The 17,548-nt window shown below is 69.2% G+C and carries 14 protein-coding genes and 1 pseudogene; 8 read left to right on the top strand and 7 right to left on the bottom strand.

What is annotated here, in order from left to right; translation table 11 throughout:
- The first annotated feature begins 516 nt into the window (after positions 1-516).
- A complete protein-coding gene (locus ACFU5K_RS18485) occupies positions 517-777 on the top strand; it encodes a hypothetical protein (protein ID WP_384062684.1) in 261 nt (86 codons plus the stop codon).
- A gap of 61 nt (positions 778-838) precedes the next feature.
- Here ACFU5K_RS18485 and ACFU5K_RS18480 read toward each other — a convergent pair whose 3' ends face one another.
- The 5 genes and pseudogenes from ACFU5K_RS18480 to ACFU5K_RS18460 all read right to left on the bottom strand — a co-directional run bounded on the left by ACFU5K_RS18480 (position 839) and on the right by ACFU5K_RS18460 (position 6,731).
- Positions 839-2,872: a SpoIIE family protein phosphatase gene (locus tag ACFU5K_RS18480; RefSeq protein WP_384062603.1), complete on the bottom strand. Its 2,034-nt coding sequence runs from the start codon at positions 2,870-2,872 to the stop codon at positions 839-841.
- 412 nt (positions 2,873-3,284) lie between these two features.
- Complete coding sequence (locus ACFU5K_RS18475) at positions 3,285-4,217, bottom strand: hypothetical protein (RefSeq protein ID WP_384062600.1); 933 nt, start codon at positions 4,215-4,217, stop codon at positions 3,285-3,287.
- On the bottom strand, positions 4,214-4,930 hold the full coding sequence (locus tag ACFU5K_RS18470; protein WP_384062597.1) for a PA domain-containing protein: 717 nt from the start codon (positions 4,928-4,930) through the stop codon (positions 4,214-4,216). Before ACFU5K_RS18470 ends, ACFU5K_RS18475 begins: the two co-directional genes overlap by 4 nt.
- Positions 4,931-4,986: 56 nt before the next feature.
- Positions 4,987-6,155: pseudogene (locus ACFU5K_RS18465) on the bottom strand (S8 family serine peptidase).
- A gap of 315 nt (positions 6,156-6,470) precedes the next feature.
- The gene (locus tag ACFU5K_RS18460) at positions 6,471-6,731 is read right to left on the bottom strand and encodes a hypothetical protein (protein ID WP_384062595.1); all 261 of its coding nucleotides are present in this window, start codon (positions 6,729-6,731) and stop codon (positions 6,471-6,473) included.
- An 871-nt stretch (positions 6,732-7,602) separates the two neighbouring features.
- On the opposite strand from ACFU5K_RS18460, the gene ACFU5K_RS18455 reads away from it, so the two are divergent.
- Entirely contained in the window at positions 7,603-8,439 is an 837-nt protein-coding gene (locus ACFU5K_RS18455) for an SDR family oxidoreductase (RefSeq protein ID WP_384062593.1), read from the top strand.
- On the opposite strand, the gene ACFU5K_RS18450 is transcribed toward ACFU5K_RS18455, so the two are convergent.
- A complete protein-coding gene (locus ACFU5K_RS18450; protein ID WP_384062590.1) occupies positions 8,426-10,147 on the bottom strand; it encodes a cytochrome c biogenesis protein DipZ in 1,722 nt (573 codons plus the stop codon). The genes ACFU5K_RS18455 and ACFU5K_RS18450 overlap by 14 nt on opposite strands.
- A gap of 662 nt (positions 10,148-10,809) precedes the next feature.
- On the opposite strand from ACFU5K_RS18450, the gene ACFU5K_RS18445 reads away from it, so the two are divergent.
- From ACFU5K_RS18445 to ACFU5K_RS18425, 5 genes are all read left to right on the top strand, one after another.
- Complete coding sequence (locus ACFU5K_RS18445; protein ID WP_384062588.1) at positions 10,810-11,199, top strand: molybdopterin-binding protein; 390 nt, start codon at positions 10,810-10,812, stop codon at positions 11,197-11,199.
- A 416-nt stretch (positions 11,200-11,615) separates the two neighbouring features.
- Positions 11,616-12,398, top strand: a complete 783-nt coding sequence (modA, locus tag ACFU5K_RS18440; RefSeq protein WP_384062681.1) for a molybdate ABC transporter substrate-binding protein — start codon at positions 11,616-11,618, stop codon at positions 12,396-12,398.
- Positions 12,395-13,264: a molybdate ABC transporter permease subunit gene (gene modB, locus ACFU5K_RS18435; protein ID WP_384062587.1), complete on the top strand. Its 870-nt coding sequence runs from the start codon at positions 12,395-12,397 to the stop codon at positions 13,262-13,264. Before modA ends, modB begins: the two co-directional genes overlap by 4 nt.
- Before the next feature lie 61 nt (positions 13,265-13,325).
- The gene (locus ACFU5K_RS18430; RefSeq protein WP_384062585.1) at positions 13,326-14,420 is read left to right on the top strand and encodes an ABC transporter ATP-binding protein; all 1,095 of its coding nucleotides are present in this window, start codon (positions 13,326-13,328) and stop codon (positions 14,418-14,420) included.
- A gap of 166 nt (positions 14,421-14,586) precedes the next feature.
- Positions 14,587-15,414 (top strand): siderophore-interacting protein, encoded by an 828-nt coding sequence (locus ACFU5K_RS18425; RefSeq protein ID WP_384062582.1) that lies wholly within the window; start codon positions 14,587-14,589, stop codon positions 15,412-15,414.
- A gap of 723 nt (positions 15,415-16,137) precedes the next feature.
- Here ACFU5K_RS18425 and ACFU5K_RS18420 read toward each other — a convergent pair.
- Positions 16,138-16,296, bottom strand: a complete 159-nt coding sequence (locus ACFU5K_RS18420; protein WP_384062580.1) for a hypothetical protein — start codon at positions 16,294-16,296, stop codon at positions 16,138-16,140.
- A 273-nt stretch (positions 16,297-16,569) separates the two neighbouring features.
- Between ACFU5K_RS18420 and ACFU5K_RS18415 the strand changes: the two genes are divergently transcribed.
- Positions 16,570-16,827 (top strand): IS3 family transposase, encoded by a 258-nt coding sequence (locus tag ACFU5K_RS18415; protein WP_384062678.1) that lies wholly within the window; start codon positions 16,570-16,572, stop codon positions 16,825-16,827.
- Positions 16,828-17,548 lie beyond the last annotated feature (721 nt).

The following is a 17,548-nucleotide window of genomic DNA, read 5'->3' as shown; positions in this document are numbered from 1 at the left end:
GAGATGTCCTGTTCCGGAGTGGGAACGTACGTATGCCGTACGTCGTGGATCGTTGGCGGTGACACACCCAGTGCGTCACCTGCTCAAGCGGTAACTCGATCATCACAGGAAAATCGTCACCTGTCAAACAGGTGACGATTGGATTGGCGAACTCCTCGCCCCTGGCCCCGGCAGGCCGCAAGGCCTGCCGGGCAAGAGGGAGTTGCCTGCCCCTCCCGGTCTGCCCCTGACACGCGACGCAACGCCCACGCCCCCGCATCCGGAGGATGTCGCTCTTGCGACGTGTCGCCGTTGCGGCCCTGAGGCGACCCGGCTGAGCACGGGATCGCAGAATCGAGATGACGCACCGGACATCGGACCACACGTGCGTTCGAACTCCGGTTTCCGGTGGAAGACTTGAGGTATCCGCGGTACACACTGACCGCGTCCGCCCAGGGAAGGTGGCTCAGCGTGCTCTCCGCCCGTCGTGCGTTCGCACCGCTGCGTAAGGTCTTCACCGCCCATCCGCCCGTTCCCGTGCCGGCCCGGGACCCGGGCCGGCCGCGGCACAACGTCTTCGAAGCCGCCGCGACCTACGTGACCGCGAGCGTCGAGGAGGACGCGGACCGTCTCGACGAGGCGTCGGGATGGGTCACGCCCGACGCCTTGGCCTTCGGGATCAACGAGCTGGCGTCCCGAGCCGTGATCGCACTGGCCAACGCACGTGGTGAGCCCGTCGAAGCCGTGGCGCGCGGCCTTCTCGGCCTGCCCGGAGCAGAACCGTCCCGACCGGCGTGACGCCCCCGGTCCCTGCCGCCCTCTGCCGGCCGGTCACCTCGGTGACGGCCAGCTGGACACCTCAGATGCGGCCGGCGGGAGGCATCACGGTCTCCGTGTCGGGAATCAGCACATCCAGAGACACCGTCTTGCCCCGGCCGTTCGGGAAGCTCTTCCATCCCTCGGTCAAGGCATCGACGATGAAGAGGCCACGGCCGTGCTCGGCTTGCGAGAGCCCTTCTTCGGAGAGTGACAGCGGCGAGGGCACCGGCGGGTTGCTGGCCGAGTCCCGTACCTCGAGCCGGATGTGCTCCGCGAAGACCCGCAGGCGCAGCTCGACGTCACTGCCGGCGTGGACGAGAGCGTTGGTCACGATCTCGGAGACGACGAGTTGGAGGGTGTCCGCCATCCCGGCCAGTCCCCAGCCATGCATCCGGTCGTCGACGAAGTCGCGTGCGGTCTTGACTCCGCGCAGGTCGCGGCGTTGGATACGCAGGCTGTCGACCTGCGAGGCCGCCTCACCGTGGACGGGTTCACATCGGGCGAGGAGCAGGACGGCGTCGTCACGGCGCCGCTGGGGACCCGACGTGTCGGCGATGACCCGGTCGGCCAGTTCCTCGAGGTCGGAGACCGCTGCCCGGTCGCCGGAACCCAGCAGTGCTCTCACACCGGCCATCGGGTCGGCCCTGCTCCAGTCGAGCAATCCGTCGGAGTACAACATCAGGATCGACCCGGGCACAAGGGTGTGCTCACGCCCCAGGTAGCCCGCCTCGGTGGTGACTCCGAGAGGCACGTTCGCGGGGGCTCCCAAGGCGTCGACGCTCCCGTCGGGCAACCGCACCAGCGGCTCCGGATGCCCGGCCAGCGCTACCTCGGCCATGCCTCCGACGGTGTCCAGGGCGACGACACAGCATGTGACCAGCAGGTCCGCGCCCATGGCGGTGAGCCACCTGCTGGTCCGGTCGATCACCGCCGCCGGACGGTGGCCTTCGGTCACGTAGGCCACCACAGCGCTGCGGACCTGCCCCATGACGGCGGCGCTCTCCATGGAGTGACCCTCCACGTCTCCGACGACCAGCACCACCCGGTCGTCCGGCAGCATGATCGCGTCGTACCAGTCCCCACCGGCTTCGGAGGTGACGACGGCGGGCCGATAGCGCGCTGTGGTGGCCAGTCGGGGCAGCTCGGACAGGGTCGCCGGCAACAGCTGTCTCTGCAGGGTTTCGGCGGCGGCGCGCTGCTGCCTGCTCAGCTCGACACGTTCGACCGCCGCGCCCAGCGATCCCGCCATCATGGCCAGGATCGCCCTCTCCTCGGGCGGGAAGTCGCGAGTCCTCTCGAACGTCAGGCAGCACAGGCCCACGACGTCCTTCCGCTCCGCGAGGAGAGGGAGGTCCATGGCGTGTCTGCTGCCCAGCAGGGGGAGGTAGACCTCCGTACGCGACTCGTCGGAGGAAAGGCGGGAGATGAAGACGGGGTGCTCGCGGACCGCCTTCGATGCCGGCGTCGACTCGTCCAGGGTCGCGCCGTGGAGGTCTCCGACGATGCCCGACGAGTCTCCGGTGTGCCCGAGGACCCAGAGGCGTCCCTCCCTGGCAGAGAGGAGAACCAGGGCCTGGGCGCGAAAGGGGGCCATGACGCAGAATCTGGCCGCCCGCACGATGTGGTCCATGGTCGTGGCCTGGTTCAGCATGTCGGCCAGTCGCCGTTGCGGGTAGATGAGGCTCATCCCCGCGGATCCCGGGACGTCGGGGATACCCCAGCCGGGTGTGTGGTTCTCTGCGTGTTCGCTGAGCGCCGGCACGATCACGGGCATGTGCCCCGGAGCGATGGCAGCGCCCTCTTCCGCGAGCCCGGCGAGGTCGAGGGCCAGTTCGTCCCCGATGTCCCGCATCGCCACGGCATCCGCCCTCCCGCAGCCGCCGTACGTCTCGAGCCGAAGCACGGTGATGGCTCCGAAGCGGCGGCCCCGGGCTGTTACGGGGGCCGAGATGGCGACGTACGGGTAGGGCGCCCCCTCGCTCTGCTCACCTTCGGCCAGATCGGGATCGGCCAGTACCTCGACGTTTCCGGACGCCAGCGCGCGTGCGGAGGCGTAGGAAGCGTGGAGAGGCATCCGACCCGGAAGGGTGAACGCCGACGGAGGACTGCCCCCGATCATCGCCGCACGGAGGTGAGTGCCGTCTTCCTCCAGGAGGTACACGACGGCCGTGGCCGCGTCCAGCCGGTCCACGGCACTCTGAACGGCGCCGTGGAGAACAGCCGCCAGATCGCCCTTCCCGGTCTGCGGAAGGTCATCTCGGCGGTGAGATTCACCCCCGGCACTGGAACCACCTGCGGACCGGCTGCCCATGCAGAAAATTCTAGGTGGCTCCGCGCTCCCGGGCGACCTGTGCCGAGATGTCCTTCGACTCGAGGGGCAGCGCACCGGTCCGGAACGGCGGGCCGTGCTCGAAGGCGCGGCCCGCCGTATCGGGACCGCCGGTCGCCGAAGGCCGAAAGCCCTGGTCACGGACTGGGTGACGGCGTTATGGGCGTTGTCCAGCGCGGTGGCGCGAAGCGAGACGAAGCGGGCTCCGTGCGGTGCGGCCAGGGCGAAGAACCCGCCGTGTGTACGGCGGGCCCGCTGCCAGGTGCGCCCGTCGTCGTAGGAGAGGTCCACGGTGAGCGAGGAGATGGTGCCCGCCCCGGCCGCACCCGGCAGGTGGGAGGCGGAAACAGCCATCTTCGCGCCCCCTGCCCGCCTTGCCCGAGGCGTCCGTGTCGATCGCGTAGTCGAGCTGGATCAGCGGCAGGACAGCAGGACGGTCCGTCGCGTTGGCTTCGGAGGTGAAGGCCCACTCGGTGTGCGTGGCGCTGGAGTACGGGCTCACGGACGCGTCCCGGTCCGCGTCGAGGACCAGCCGGTAGGGCTGCCTGTCCGGACGGGGGGCCTGGGCCGTGACCGTGGTGTTGTACGTGGCCTGCGCGAGCCGGTCGGCGCCCTGATAAAGGGTGAGGGTCTGCCGGGTTCCCTGGTAGTCCATCGACGCACCGACATGGTCGGAGCCGCCCCACCCGGGGACGTCGAGAGTCAGCCGGCTCCCCTCGCGGGTGGGAAGCTTGCAGTTGTTGTTGAGGTGGGGGCGCTCGATGGGCTCGAACCACTTCTGGGTGTGCTTGCTGCCCGGCTTATAGGTCTTTCTGGGCTCGATCTCGTAGAGAAGGTCATCGACGTACGCCTCCTGGCCCCAGCTGTTGCCGGGGCCGGTGGAAACCCAGTCGACGCGTCGGCTGTTCATGGATTCACGCACCGTCAGGCCGATGCCCCAGTCTGAGTAGACGGGCCAGTCGAAGCGGAACTCTCCGCCTCCGCGTGCCGCGTCAGGGTTGTTGAAAGTGACGTCCACCCGGGCCAGGGTCTTCGGACCGCCCTGGACGACGAGGTGCTCGGGGATCTCGTTGTGCCACGTCCACATCAAGTCGTAGACGTAAGGGCTGTCCGGCTGGGATCCGACCCGGAGCGTGGCACCGCGGCGGGAAGCCTGGCCGAGAAGCCTGGCGCCCTCGTCCGTACTGAGGAGGGCAACGTCGATGGGGGCGGGTGCCGGGGGGCGATGGCGTAGCTGCGGACCGCTCGTCCGGGCTGGTTGTTGACGACGAGGAGGAGCCTCGCACCGGCCGTGACGGCTGCCGCCGCCTGGTCGGCGTCGCTCACCACGTCGTTGCGGCGGACGACGACCGCCTTGCCACGCGCCTCGAGCCCCGCGTAGTCCGTGCTCGCCCCGTCGCCGGCGGCGATCATCGGGAGCTTGTAGTCGCCCCGGGGCAGGGGTGTGACGCCCGCCTGGCGCAGGACGTCGGTGAAGTCCGAGGTGGTGGTGGACACCTCGAGCACGGGCTGTTCCCTGCGCCAACGGGCACCGAAGTAGAAGTCCCCGTGGGTGACCTTGTCCGTGGTGGGCTGGGCCCAGAGACTGTCGTAGCTGGTCTGGGTCTCCATGTAGTCGCGCCACACGCCGCCGCCCATCGCGCGGCTGTATTCCAGGCGTTGGTAGGTCGCCTCCGTGGGCTGCGGCGCGGTCATGTCGACCCGGCGCACCTTCGCGGCGTCCATGGTCACGGTGGCGTCGCGGTCGAGCCGCACCTCGGGGTCGCCGAGCAGTGCCATGCCCATGGAATGCGGACCGTGCATGCCTTGGACGACCTTGAACGACAGCACGGAGTAGACGTCATCGGGCAGGACGGCCGTCAGTGGGCGTCCTTGAGGACGACGGTGAGTTTGTGCGTGACATCACCGAGTGACACCGCGGTGTGGGTAATCACCGTGCCTGCCGGGTCTGACGCGACCACCTGCCCCGTCCAGCGCCCGTCTCCCTGCGCCTTGGAGCCGTCGATGGTGAGCGTGACCTCCGCGGTGCCGTGCGCGGGAACGACGATGCGCGACGTGGACAGCCGGAACAAGCCGTCCGGGGCCGTCGGGGCCTGGACGGTCAACGCGAGAGTGACGGCGGTGGCACCGGCGTTGGTGTACGTCACCGGGCGCTGGACCGCACCTGCGCCACCGGCCGAGGCCTGGCCTGCGAACGCGGTGGCCGAGGCGAAGACGTCCGCGTGCAGCGCCGAGGGTACGTCGACCCGGCCGCTGCCGGCCTGGAAGGAGTCGTAACCGGGAGTCCGCTTCGAGCTGCTGACCAGAAGGTCCTTGAGCTGTGCACCGCTCAGGCCGGGGTGTGCGGAGGCGAGCAGGGCTGCGGCACCGGCGACGTGTGGAGTGGCCATGGACGTGCCGCTCAGTATCTGGTAGCTGCCCTCGCCTTCGGCCGCGTACCGGGAGCGTGCCGCCAGGACATCGACACCGGGACCGGTGACCTCCGGTTTGAGGCCTCCGTCCCCGACGCGCGGCCCCTGGCTGGAGAACGGGGCGACGTCATCGGCGGAGTCGACCGCGCCCACCGTGAGGGCCGCGTCCGCGGCACCTGGGCCACCGATGCTGCCAGGTGTGCCCGAGTTGCCTGCCGCGACGACGAACAGGGCACCCGTCTGGGCGCTCAGGCGGTTCACCGCCTCACTCAGGGGTCCGTGCCGTCCGACGGGGCTCCGGACCCAAGGCTCATGTTGATGATCTTCGCGTGTCGGTCCACGGCCGCCCACTCCATGCCGGCCAGCACCCAGGAATCCTGACCGCTGCCGTCGTCGGAGAGCACCTTGCCTATGTGCAGGCCGGCTCCGCTCGCGACGCCCCGTTCCTTCCCGGCTGACGCTGCTCCGGTTCCCGCGATGGTGGATGCGACGTGCGTGCCGTGCCCGTTGTGGTCCGTCACGTCTTCGCCCGGGACGAAGGTGCGCGCGGAGGCTGTTTGGCCGGCGAGATCGGGGTGGCCGGTGTCGGCGCCTGTGTCCAGGACAGCGACGTCCACTCCCTGCCCGGTGTCGCCGGCCTCCCATGCACGCGGCGCTCCGATCTGGGCGGTGGTGTCGGCGAGGTCGGCCTTGACCACACCGTCCAGCCAGATGTGGGCGATCCCCGCGCCGAAGGCGGGCTCGGCGGGGGGCGCGGAATCCGGAGCAGTCCTCGACCCCGGGGACGGCGCCCCGGTGACCGCCCGCCAGAAGTCGGCCGAGCGGGCGCGGTCGGCCGTCACTGCTGCGCCGTGGACACTGCTGAGGCTCCTGACCCGGTTCGAACCCGGAAGTTCGGTGGGACGCAGGCCCGCCGCGGTCTCGGACTAGGACTAGGACACGATGAGGGGCAGGCGGTCGCGGTGCGCGTCGTCGAAGCCGTCCGCGACCAGGTCACTGATGTTGAACAGCCGCCGGTCCAGTGTTCCGGCCGCCACATAGGGCAGAGCGGCTTCGGGGTAGACGTAGAGATCACCGCCGGACTCCATGACGCGCGCCTGGGCGGTGGTGCCGCTCGCGCTGCGGACCTCGACCGTGCCGCCGGCCGTCGCGGACCGGCGGGTGGTGACCACATCCCCGGTGATCAGTGTCACGGAATGCACCCCCGGGAGCACTTCGTGCCGTGTGGCCGACGCCGGTCGGGCGTCGGGAAGTGCTCCGAGCGGGTGGGCGGTCGCATTGGCGGGGTTCGCAAGTATCAGGAGAGCGGCGCCGGCGGCGGCGAGCGCACTCCCGCGTCTTGAAGATGAACTCAAGGCAATTCCCGTGCTGTTCCGAGGGACCGCGGCCCGGCCTGAGATGCATGACCGCCTGGGTGGGTGGTGTTCAGCTGAGGTGTCTCCGACTGCGTCGGACACACCCTCTGTATGCAGCCGCCCTTCGTCGTGACCGGCCGAGGGTTCCCTGCCGACCGGAGGTCGCAAAAGTGTTCTACCCCCAGGCGTACAGAAGATCGTTCTGCCGAACGGTAGGGAAACAACTGCCCCTTGGACCATCCATGGTCGTGACGCACATGGGTCATGTCCCAAAGGCGACGCCCCCGACGCGCCTCGCCGTCCTGACACCCGCGGTGTCCTGCCACATCGCTCCCGGGGCACGAGATCACCGTTGAAATGCGGGGGCGGAGCGCCGCCCACCGGAACCCGCCGCTCCCCCACCGGTCCCGGAGCGACCAGGGGAGTTGCCTGCCGGACACGTGGAAGCGCCGGGTACGCGCGCCTCGGCGCCTCCACGCGCCCCCGTCGGGGGGATGACCTCGAACCCGAATCCCACGACCATGAACTGCCGCCACCGGCCGGGCAGCCACGGCCTCGGCATCCGACGACGTACAGCCTTCATGACCCCACGGCTGCGCACCAGCGCTGCATCCCGCGCCGCCACCCGCATCGCGGGGACGGCGACGATACGACGGCCACCGCGCCCACCACCACTATCCGGAACCACATCAGTCACCACGGGGGAACAATGGGACGACGCTGGTTGATCACGGGCTGCTCCTCAGGCCTCGGGCACGCCCTGGCCGCCGCTGCGGCCGGGGCCGGGGACGAGGTGGCGGTCACCGCCCGCAAGACGGCCGACCTGGAGGACCTCGCCGCCGCCTGGCCCGGCCGCGTCACCCCGGTCCCTCTCGAACTGCGTGACGCCACCTCCTGCGAACAGGCCGTGCACACCGCGTCCGACCGGCTCGGCGGTATCGACATCCTCGTCAACAACGCCGCCGTCGGCCTGTTCGGCGCCGTCGAGGAAGTCTCGGACGCCGAACTGCGGGACCAGCTGGAAACCCTGGTCGTAGGTCCCTGGAGACTCACCCGCCTGGTCCTGCCCCTCATGCGGGCCCAGGGGCACGGCCACATCCTCAACGTCTCCTCCGTGGTCGGCCGGACAGCCTTCCCCGGCCTTGGGGCCTACACCGCCGGAAAACACGCCCTGGAAGGCATGAGCCAGACCCTGGCGGCCGAAGCCGCTCCGCACAACATCCGCGTCACCGTGCTCGAACCGGGCATGTTCGCCACCCGCTACGGCGTCTCCATGGCCGAAGCGGGCCGGAGAATCCCCGCCTACGACGGGACGAACCACGCGATGCTGGAAGGCTCGCGCGGCCTGGCGACCAACCCCGGGCCGGGCCGCCCCGAGGACTTCGCGGCAAGCGTCCTCGGCATCGTCGCCGCCGACGCTCCCACACCCCTGCGGGTCCCGGTCGGAGACGACGCATACGGCTACCTGGAACTCGCCGAACGGGCAGCCCGCGAGGAACTCACCGCGGCACGGTTCCTCACGGCAAACCCGCCTACCCGAAGGTGAAGGAGTATGCCTTGAGACCCGGGGAGAGCGTGAGGTTCAATACCCGGTTCCGAGAGTCATGACCACCCGCCAGACGGTAGATGTTGGGCGCACCCGAAACCTTCTGAGTGGTCTTCCTGCCGTCCACGGTCGCGGTGATGGTGCCGGTGCCGCCCACGTCCAGGTAGACCTCGCGGGCGGAGTATTTCAGCGTGATCCCCGCGCTGTGACCGCTCGTCACCGACTCCTTGCCCACGTCCCAGCCTCCCGTGAGGGCGTACTGGCCGAGCCCGAGCGTGTCCGAGTAGGTGAAGTCACCGTGTCCCCCGTCGAGCGGCCCGTTGGCGACAGCATCGCTGCGTCCCACGCCCAGGCCGATCTCCGGGGTCTGCGTAGGATCGGTCGGGGTATGGTCCGGCAGGCCCGTGGGCGCCGGCAACGTCGCACCGGGGTTCGCCTTCATCAGCAGTTGCCGGATCAGCTTCTCCCGGTCCGCGTATCCTCCCTCGCCGACGGCCACGTTCCGCACCCGCCCATCGGCGTCGATCAGGTACTGGGCGGGCCAGGCGACATTGCTGAAGTTCTGCCAGGTCCTGAAGTCGTTGTCCAGCGCCACCGGGTACTTGATACCGAGGCGCTCGGCGCCAGCCTTGACGTTCCCCAGGTCGTGCTCGAAGGCGTACTCGGGAGTGTGCACGCCGACGATCTCCAGGCCGTGCCCCTTGTACTTGTCGTACCAGGCGTTGATGTGCTCGCCGGCGCGGTGGCAGTTGATACAGGAGTAGGCCCAGAAATCGACCAGGACGACCTTGCCCTTGAGGGAGCTGATGGTCAGCGGCGCACCCTTCGGTGTATTCAGCCACGACTGGATGCCCGCGAACTCGGGTGCCTTGCCGCAGTCGTGCAGACCGGAGGACGGCTGCTGCACACACTGGCGCAGTTTCCCGCTTCCTTCCGAGCCGAGGGCACCGGTGACAGCGGAACCGGAGATCGCTTTGTTGACACTCGCGGTGTAGTCGGGAACTGCACGCTGCAGGGCGTCGGTGACGTTGAAGGTGAGGCCGATGGCCAGGGCGACGAACGTCAGACCGGCGAAGAACTGAACACGACGCTGGCGGCCCCGGAAAGCACGTACACGCTCCCCGATGCGCTGACCCGCCAGAGCGAAGAAGGTCAGCGGGACCGCCGTACCGAGAGCGAACGCGAGGGCGAGGGCGACCGTGTCCAGACCGATCTGGTGCGTCGCGCCCGCCACGGTGATGGCGGCGAGTACGGGCCCGGCACAGGGAACGTAGACGGCGCCGAGGGCCAGTCCGAGGAAGAAGCCTCCGCGAGTTCCGCCGACCTGCCGCTGCCCGATGCGGGCGAAGGGCCGTTCCAGCAGGTCCTGCACCCTCGGGAACATCATGGCGACGCCGAGCACGAGCAGCACCACCAGGCCTGCCCACCGGATGATGTCCTGGGGCAGCGGCAGGGCGCTGAGTACCAGCGTGCCGAAGAGGGTGATCAGCGTGAAGCTGACGACGAGCCCGGCTATCACCGCGTACGGCCGCCGGCTGCGGGTCGTGGCCTGTTCCGGCTTTCCGCCCTGGACTCCGCCGGAAAGGAAGACCAGTGGCAGTACAGGGAGAATGCACGGAGATATGGCGGTGATGAAGCCGCCTATCAGCCCGATGAGGACCAGCGTGATCAAAACAACCTCCGGGCGGGACCGCCGGGTCTTCGTCACCCCGGCGAGTTTCGGTGGGCGGAGAGCCGCGGCCTTAGCGGCTTCTCGGACCGGCTTGTCGCCCGTGACGCACCGCTCGGCGCGCCGGACTCCAGCCTTGAGACGCGCGCCTCGGGCCGGCGCGGCTCGGTGTGGGCATCGGCCATCGGCATGCGGCGGTCGCCTGCCCCGCCGACGGCCTCGGTTTCGGGCGACGGGGCTGCGCGCCCCTTGCCCGCCGTACGAATCAACGAGGCGCCGACCGGCACGCCACGCTGGACGCCCGTCGGCACCTCCCTGAACAGTGACGACTCTGACGTACTCTTCGTCACCTGTCAAGATAGTGACGAAGAGGGGCGAGCGAAAGGCTCACCCCTCACCCGCCGTCCGACCGGGAACACCTCCGATCAGCGCGGTAGCCGGATGTATCGCGGGCGGGGCTCGGCGACGCGATCACTTCGGCAACACCTTCACGTACATGCGACCAGCACGGCCCGACCGGATGCCGGAATCGTCACTGGCGCCGATGCCGGGGCATATCCGCCCAAGCGCACCGCCCTCACGGGATGCCCGAAAGAGGCCGGTCGAGGAGTCGACCAACCATTCTTTTCAGCTAGCATTTACCTATGATTAGGTGCATTTTAGCTTGCAGGTGCGCACTTCGCTGACCTACCTTTGCAGGCATGCAGCTCTACACGATCGGTCAGGCAGCCCGACTGCTTGGCGTGAGCCCTGATACAGCACGCCGATGGGCGGACGCGGGCAGGGTGGCCACCCACCGTGACGAGGGCGGGCGCCGGCTCATCCACGGCAAGGACCTGGCTGCCTTTTCGGTGGAGATCGCCGGCACGGGAGAGGGCGCCGCTTCGTACACCTCGGTGCGCAACGCCTTTCCCGGCATCGTCACCGCTGTGAAGTTGGGCGATGTGGCGGCCCAGGTGGAGATCCAGGCAGGTCCTCATCGCCTGGTGTCCCTGCTCACGCGTGAGGCCGTGGAGGAGCTCGCGCTGGAGGTCGGGGTGGAGGCGACCGCCCGCGTGAAGTCGACCAACGTGCATATCGACCGCACCTGATCGAGCGCGCCCGGGAACGTACGGGCGGCCGGGCGCCGCCTGCGACTCACAGAATGCCGGCCGAGTGGCAGGGAAGGACGCCGCCACTGCCGCTGAGCAGGGCCTGCCATCCGCAACTCCGGCTGCGCGATCTCCGCCGGAGCCGGCCAAACACGAACCCCTCCTCGCCGTGGGGACAGACTGCGGCAAACGGACTGGTCCACGAGACACCACGCCCCAGGAAGACGCACCCGGACGAGAGGGCCGTACAAACGCACATGCCCGCCCCTTCCGTGGCTGACCCGGCTCATGCAATGGCACAAGTGACTTACGCCTTGAATCTGCGGCAGTATGATCAGCGGAAAGCCGACGGACTCTTCTGTAGAGCCAGAGGGAGTGGACCCGTGAAGACACGTTCCACACAGCGGACCCTGCGGATGGCCGGGGCTTGCGTGGCCGCGCTGCTGGCCTCGAGCGCCTGTTCCTCCTCGCAGGACGCGTCGCCGATGTCGGATTCCTCCGCGTCGAACGCGTCCCAGAAGCTGTCGGGCACCGTGACCGTGTTCGCCGCGGCATCCCTCAAGGAGAGCTTCACCACGCTGGGCGCGGATTTCGAGAAGGCTCACCCCGGCACTAAGGTCACCTTCAGCTTCGGCGGGAGCGACAGCCTCGCCGCGAGCATCACGGGCGGCGCCCCGACAGACGTATTCGCCGCCGCCAGCCCCAGGACGATGGCCGTTGTCAGCGATGCGGGCGGCGTGTCCGGCACACCCACGACCTTCGTGCGCAACCAGCTGGAGATCGCCACCCGTCCCGGCAACCCCGACGCAATCGGTTCCCTCGAGGACCTCACCGATCCGAAACTCAAGGTCGTCCTCTGCGACAGGACGGTGCCGTGCGGCGCCGCGGCGCAGAAGGCACTCGACGGCAGCAAGCTGAAGCTCACCCCGGTCTCTTACGAGCAGGACGTCAAGGGCGCCCTGACGAAGGTGGTGCTGAAGGAGGCCGACGCCGCCGTCGTGTACAAGACCGACGTGAGGGCCGCTGGTGACAAGGTGGGGGGTGTGGAATTCCCCGAGTCCGCCGATGCCGTCAACGACTACCCGATCGCTCTGCTGAAGGACGCGCCGAACGCCGCAGCCGCCAAGGCCTTCATCGACTACGTGCAGTCCGCCGCGGGGCAGAAGGTCCTGACCTCAGCAGGATTCCTCAAGCCGTGACCGAGCAGGACAAGTCCGGTGTCGCGGCTCGGGCCACCGCGGGTGGCGGCGCGCCGCAGCGGCGGCGTGTCCGGCCGCACGGTGGCCGCCGCGGGGTGCCGCTGCCGCTGCTGCTGCCCGCTCTCGTCGGCCTCGCGTTCCTTCTGCTCCCGCTGGTCGCCCTCCTCGTGCGGGCACCTTGGCGCAGCCTCCCGGAGCAGCTGACCAGCCCGGAGGTCTGGGACGCCCTCCGGTTGTCGCTGATCTGTGCGAGCTCGGCGACGGCTGTGAGTGTGGGGCTCGGGGTACCACTGGCCTGGCTCCTGGCACGGACGGATTTCCCGGGGCGAGGCTTCGTGCGTGCGCTGGTGACGCTGCCTCTGGTCCTGCCGCCGGTGGTGGGAGGTGTCGCGCTGCTGCTGGCGCTCGGCCGTAACGGGATCGTGGGGCAGTGGCTGGACTCGTGGTTCGGGATCACTCTTCCCTTCACCACAGCAGGGGTCGTGGTCGCGGAGTCGTTCGTAGCCCTGCCGTTCCTCGTCATCAGCGTGGAGGGCACGCTGCGCGCGGCGGATCCCCGGTTCGAAGAGGCCGCCATGACGCTCGGGGCCTCCCGTTTCACGGCGTTCCGGCGGGTGACACTGCCGCTGATCATGCCCGGCATCGCCGCCGGTTCCGTCCTGGCGTGGGCGCGAGCGCTCGGGGAGTTCGGCGCGACCATCACCTTCGCCGGGAACTTCCCGGGACGTACCCAGACCATGCCGCTGGCCGTATACCTCGCACTGCAGAGTGATCCCGCGGCAGCCATCGCGCTGAGCCTGGTACTGCTCGCCGTGTCGATCGCGGTCCTCGCCGGGCTTCGCGACCGGTGGATGACGGTGTCATGACCCGCCTCCCCCACTCCCCCACGGTCTGCGCCGGACCGTCCGACCGCTGGATGACCACCTCATGACAGACACGGGCCAGGGGACAAGCCCTTCTCGCGGCACCAGCCTCAGCCGTTCGGAGGGGATGGACGCGCACCTCGTCCTGGACCGCGGCACTTTCCGTCTCGATGTGGCGCTGGCCGTCGCCCCCGGGGAGGTCGTCGCACTGCTCGGACCGAACGGCGCCGGCAAGACAACGGCTCTTCGCGCCCTTGCCGGGCTCACCCCGCTCACCGGCGGCCACCTGTGCCTGGACGGTGCCGCCTTGGACGGGGCACCGCCCGAGGAACGCCCGGTGGGCGTGGTCTTCCAGGACTACTTGCTCTTCCCCCACCTGACGGCCCTGGACAACGTCGCGTTCGGACCTCGCTGCCAGGGCGCGTCCAAGTCGGAGGCCCGCGCGCAGGCCGCCCGATGGCTGGACCGGATGGGGCTCACCGAGTACGCCGGTTCGAAGCCGCGCCTGCTCTCGGGCGGTCAGGCCCAGCGCGTCGCACTCGCCCGTGCCCTCGCGACACGTCCCCGGCTGCTCCTCCTGGACGAACCGCTCGCCGCGCTCGACGCCCGTACACGCCTCGGCGTACGTACCCAACTGCGGCGGCACCTGGCAGACTTCGAGGCTGTCGCCGTGCTGGTCACGCACGATCCACTGGATGCCATGGTGCTGGCCGATCGGCTCGTCGTGATCGAAGACGGGCACGTCGTCCAGGAGGGAACGCCCTCGGACATCGCCCGCCATCCGCGGACGGACTACATCGCCCAGCTCGTCGGACTGAATCTCTACAAGGGGCAGGCTGCCGGTCACCGGGTACGGCTCGATGCGGGGCCCGTGGTCACCACCACCGAAGATCTCACCGGTCCCGCCTTCGTCGCCTTTCGCCCGGGTGCCGTCACGTTGTACCGAGAGCGCCCCACCGGTTCGAGTGCGCGCAACCTGTGGCACTGCGAGGTCGCGGGACTCGAAACACATGGCGATCAGATCCGTGCCGACCTCAAGGGTGACCTGCCTCTCGCCGCAGACCTGACGACCGTCGCCGCCGCCGAACTCGACCTCCACCCGGGCGCTTCGGTCTGGGCCACGGTCAAGGCCGCGCAGGCGCACGCCTATCCCGCCTGACGGGACCGTCTCGACAAGGTCTTCGGGCGCGCGCCGGCAATCTCCCTCCCCCGCACCGGTGCACGTCGTCTTGCGCGGGGTGGGCGGGGAAGTAGCCGTCGCGGGCCCCGGACGACATGCGCCGGCACGGGTTGGGATGATAGTTAGCTTAGGCTAACCTTCATTCGTGTCGAAAACCCCCAGGCTCATGCCGAAGCATCCCGGACTGTTCCGTGGCGAAGTAGTCCGCAGTGAGCGCTTCTCACCGTCGATGCAGCGCGTGACGGTCACCGGTCCCACCCTCAGCGACTTCCCGTGGCTGGGTTACGACCACTGGTTCCGATTGTTCCTGCGCCTGCCGCACCAGGTCGAGTTCGTGCTTCCGGAGCTGTCCGGCCCCCGATGGTGGGATCCCTATTTCGCCATTCCGGAGGAGGTGAGGCCGCACTGTGCCAACTACACCGTCGCCGACTTCCGGCCCCGGACGGCCGAGATGGACATCGACTTCGTCGTCCACTGCGGCCCGGAGGGTGAGCCCGAAGGCGCTGCGGCGATCTGGGCATGCAGGACCCGCTCCGGTGACCCGGTCGCCCTTCTGGACCAAGGGCTCATATTCGATCGTCCCGACGATGCCACCGAGGTGCTGGTGGTCGCCGACGAGAGTGGGCTGCCCTCGACCGCCGGCATCCTGCGCTCCCTCCCGAGGGACACCGTGGGACGGGTCATCCAGGAGATCCCGCTCGCAGAGGACCGCCGGCCCCTCGTCGCACCGGCCGACGTCTCCGTGACCTGGGTGATCCGGGACGACGCGACCGCGGTGCCCGGCGCCGCGGCCCTTACGGAACTCCGCCGCCACGACGCCATCGACCAGGCGGGCTACGCGTTCGTCGTCGGCGAGTCGACGCTCGCCACCGAGGGGCGACGCCACCTCGTCCGCGCGGGGCTCCCCAAGAACCGCATCACGTTCTCCGGGTTCTGGAAGAGCGAGAAGAGGGGGAAGCTCGCTCGCGTATGACGGATGGGATGAGCCATGTCGTCGGCAGCGCGCAGAAACGGTCACTTCTTCGCCAGGCGCTTCTTCAGGCCCGGCCGCGCACTCAACATGGACGCGACGAACCGGCCGTGGCGACAAGGGCCCCTGGACTCAACCGGTCGTCGCAACACCAGCTTCCTGGAGGGATAGTAGGTGCTCGCTGAGGGCTTCGGCGGGGGTCTTCCAGGCGAGGGTGTTGCGGGGGCGGTTGTTGAGCCGTCACCGACGGGGGCCCGGGCGGCGGGTACGCCTTCACCGGTCTCGGCGGCTCGCGCCCAGGCGACTTCCCGAGCCTGGGCGCAGGCCGAGCGCAGGGCGATGGTGGGGGCTGAACCGAAGGGGCCCGTGACCGTGGGAATGTCTGGGCCGTGGGCGACGGTCTTTGGCACCGGGGCGGGTGACGGCAACTGAGGCTGCCGGCAGCGGCCGATCGTGGCCGCTCGCTCCGGCGTAGGCGGTCTTTCCGCTGGTGCAGGCGGAGAGCGGGAAGACGGGCAGGAGAAGAACAGGTGCGACGAATTTACGCACGAGATGTCCTTGGGTATTGCGATGACCGGACAGGGGAACGCGTGGCCGCGTGACGCGCGGGTTCCCTCCCTCGGTGCAAGGGCGAATGGGACGCGGGGCATCGCGAGCGGTGCCCCGGCGAGGGGTGGCACGCGCGATACGGGTGCGGATCTCACACCCGTATCGCGTGGTGCCCGGTCAGCGCGGCAGGTGGCGCTTCTTCCTGCGGCGCCGCTCACCGAGAGAGGTGACCCAGAAAATGGCCCCGATCACCGCTGCGAAGGGGAGCGTTCCCAGGAGGTCTCCGGTTGCGATGACTTCCACCAGGTAGAAGATCGCCCCGACGAGCAGTCCCATACCCAGAGGGTGGCGTGCAGCCCACTTGCGGGTGTGGACACGGGGGTCGCGGAACACGCGAAGCCTTCCCTTCGGTTAGTAGTGGGGCAGACATGCGTGTAGCGGCCTCGCCACCAATGCCTCGCGGATCGCCGTACGGTTCTCGCGCGGCGGGTGTAGTGAGCTGTGCGGCCGGCGCCGTAGCCGTACAGCCCGTCGCGGGCTCCGCGCCAGCTGCTGGCCCAGTATCCACCGAAATGACGGCTCCGGCGCTTGTGACCGTAGCGATAGGAGATCCATCCCGTTCCGCGCATCCATGCTGAACTGCGGCGCCTGGGGAAACGCGTAAACCGCAAGCGGGTCGCCCGGCTTATGCACGAGCACGGCATCCAGGGAGCTCACCGCCGCAGGCGGCGGTCGCTGACCCGGCCGGACAGGAACGCGAAGCCGGCCCCCGATCTGATCGGCCGCGACTTCCACGCCGAGACCCCCGGCACGAAGCTGGTCGGCGACATCACGGCCCTGCCCACCGGCGAGGGCTGGGCTGCATAGCGCATTCGGACCGCGGCCTGCTACTCCAGTCGTAGTGTGCGAACTGACGGAGCGGCAGGCGTCGACGGGGCGCGCCCACCGGAGCCGAACGCGCCGATGCCTTGCGGGCAAGGGGAGGCCGGCGCCGGCCGGCCTCGTGGCGAACGCGGAAAGGTGCGTGCGGGGCCGGGCACAAGCAGCCCGGAGAAGGCATGAGGCCGGCGACCAGCCCTCGGCGCATGGAGCGGCAAGCAGCACGCAACGTCAGAACGTCCTGAGCAGTCGGCACAGGGATAGACAACTGTCCTGCTCAGCTTGTGGCCGCACGGCCTGTGCTACCGCCCTGCGAGGGCGGGCCCGCCTACGGGCGGCAAAGACAAAGGCAAGGAGATTCAGCCCCTTGCCTTTTCCAAGTTATAGCGCACCGGGGGGCTTGCCGCAAGGCCCCGGTCGTGGCACAGAATGATCGGCCGAGGCCACCACCTGCGGAAATGGGAACACGGCGTGCGCATTTTGTTGTCGACGCCCGGAGGGCGCGATGACGTCGAACGAGAAGGAGGACTGGCAAGGATGAGAAAGCGCCCGACGACGGATTCGACGGAATTGGAGGCGCTGGTGATTCGATCGGCCTGTGAAGGGCTGCTGAGCCTGGATCCACCGGCTTGATTCCGGAGTGATCGTTTCGGGGTTGTCTTGGCGGTCGGCGAGATGATCTGGCTGTTCGGGCAGGGGGTATCCGCTG

It is taken from the genome of Streptomyces sp. NPDC057428, assembly GCF_042803195.1.
Lineage (GTDB): Bacteria > Actinomycetota > Actinomycetes > Streptomycetales > Streptomycetaceae > Streptomyces.
Note: the sequence above shows the minus strand (reverse complement) of the source record. Positions and strands in the feature narration are given on the sequence as shown.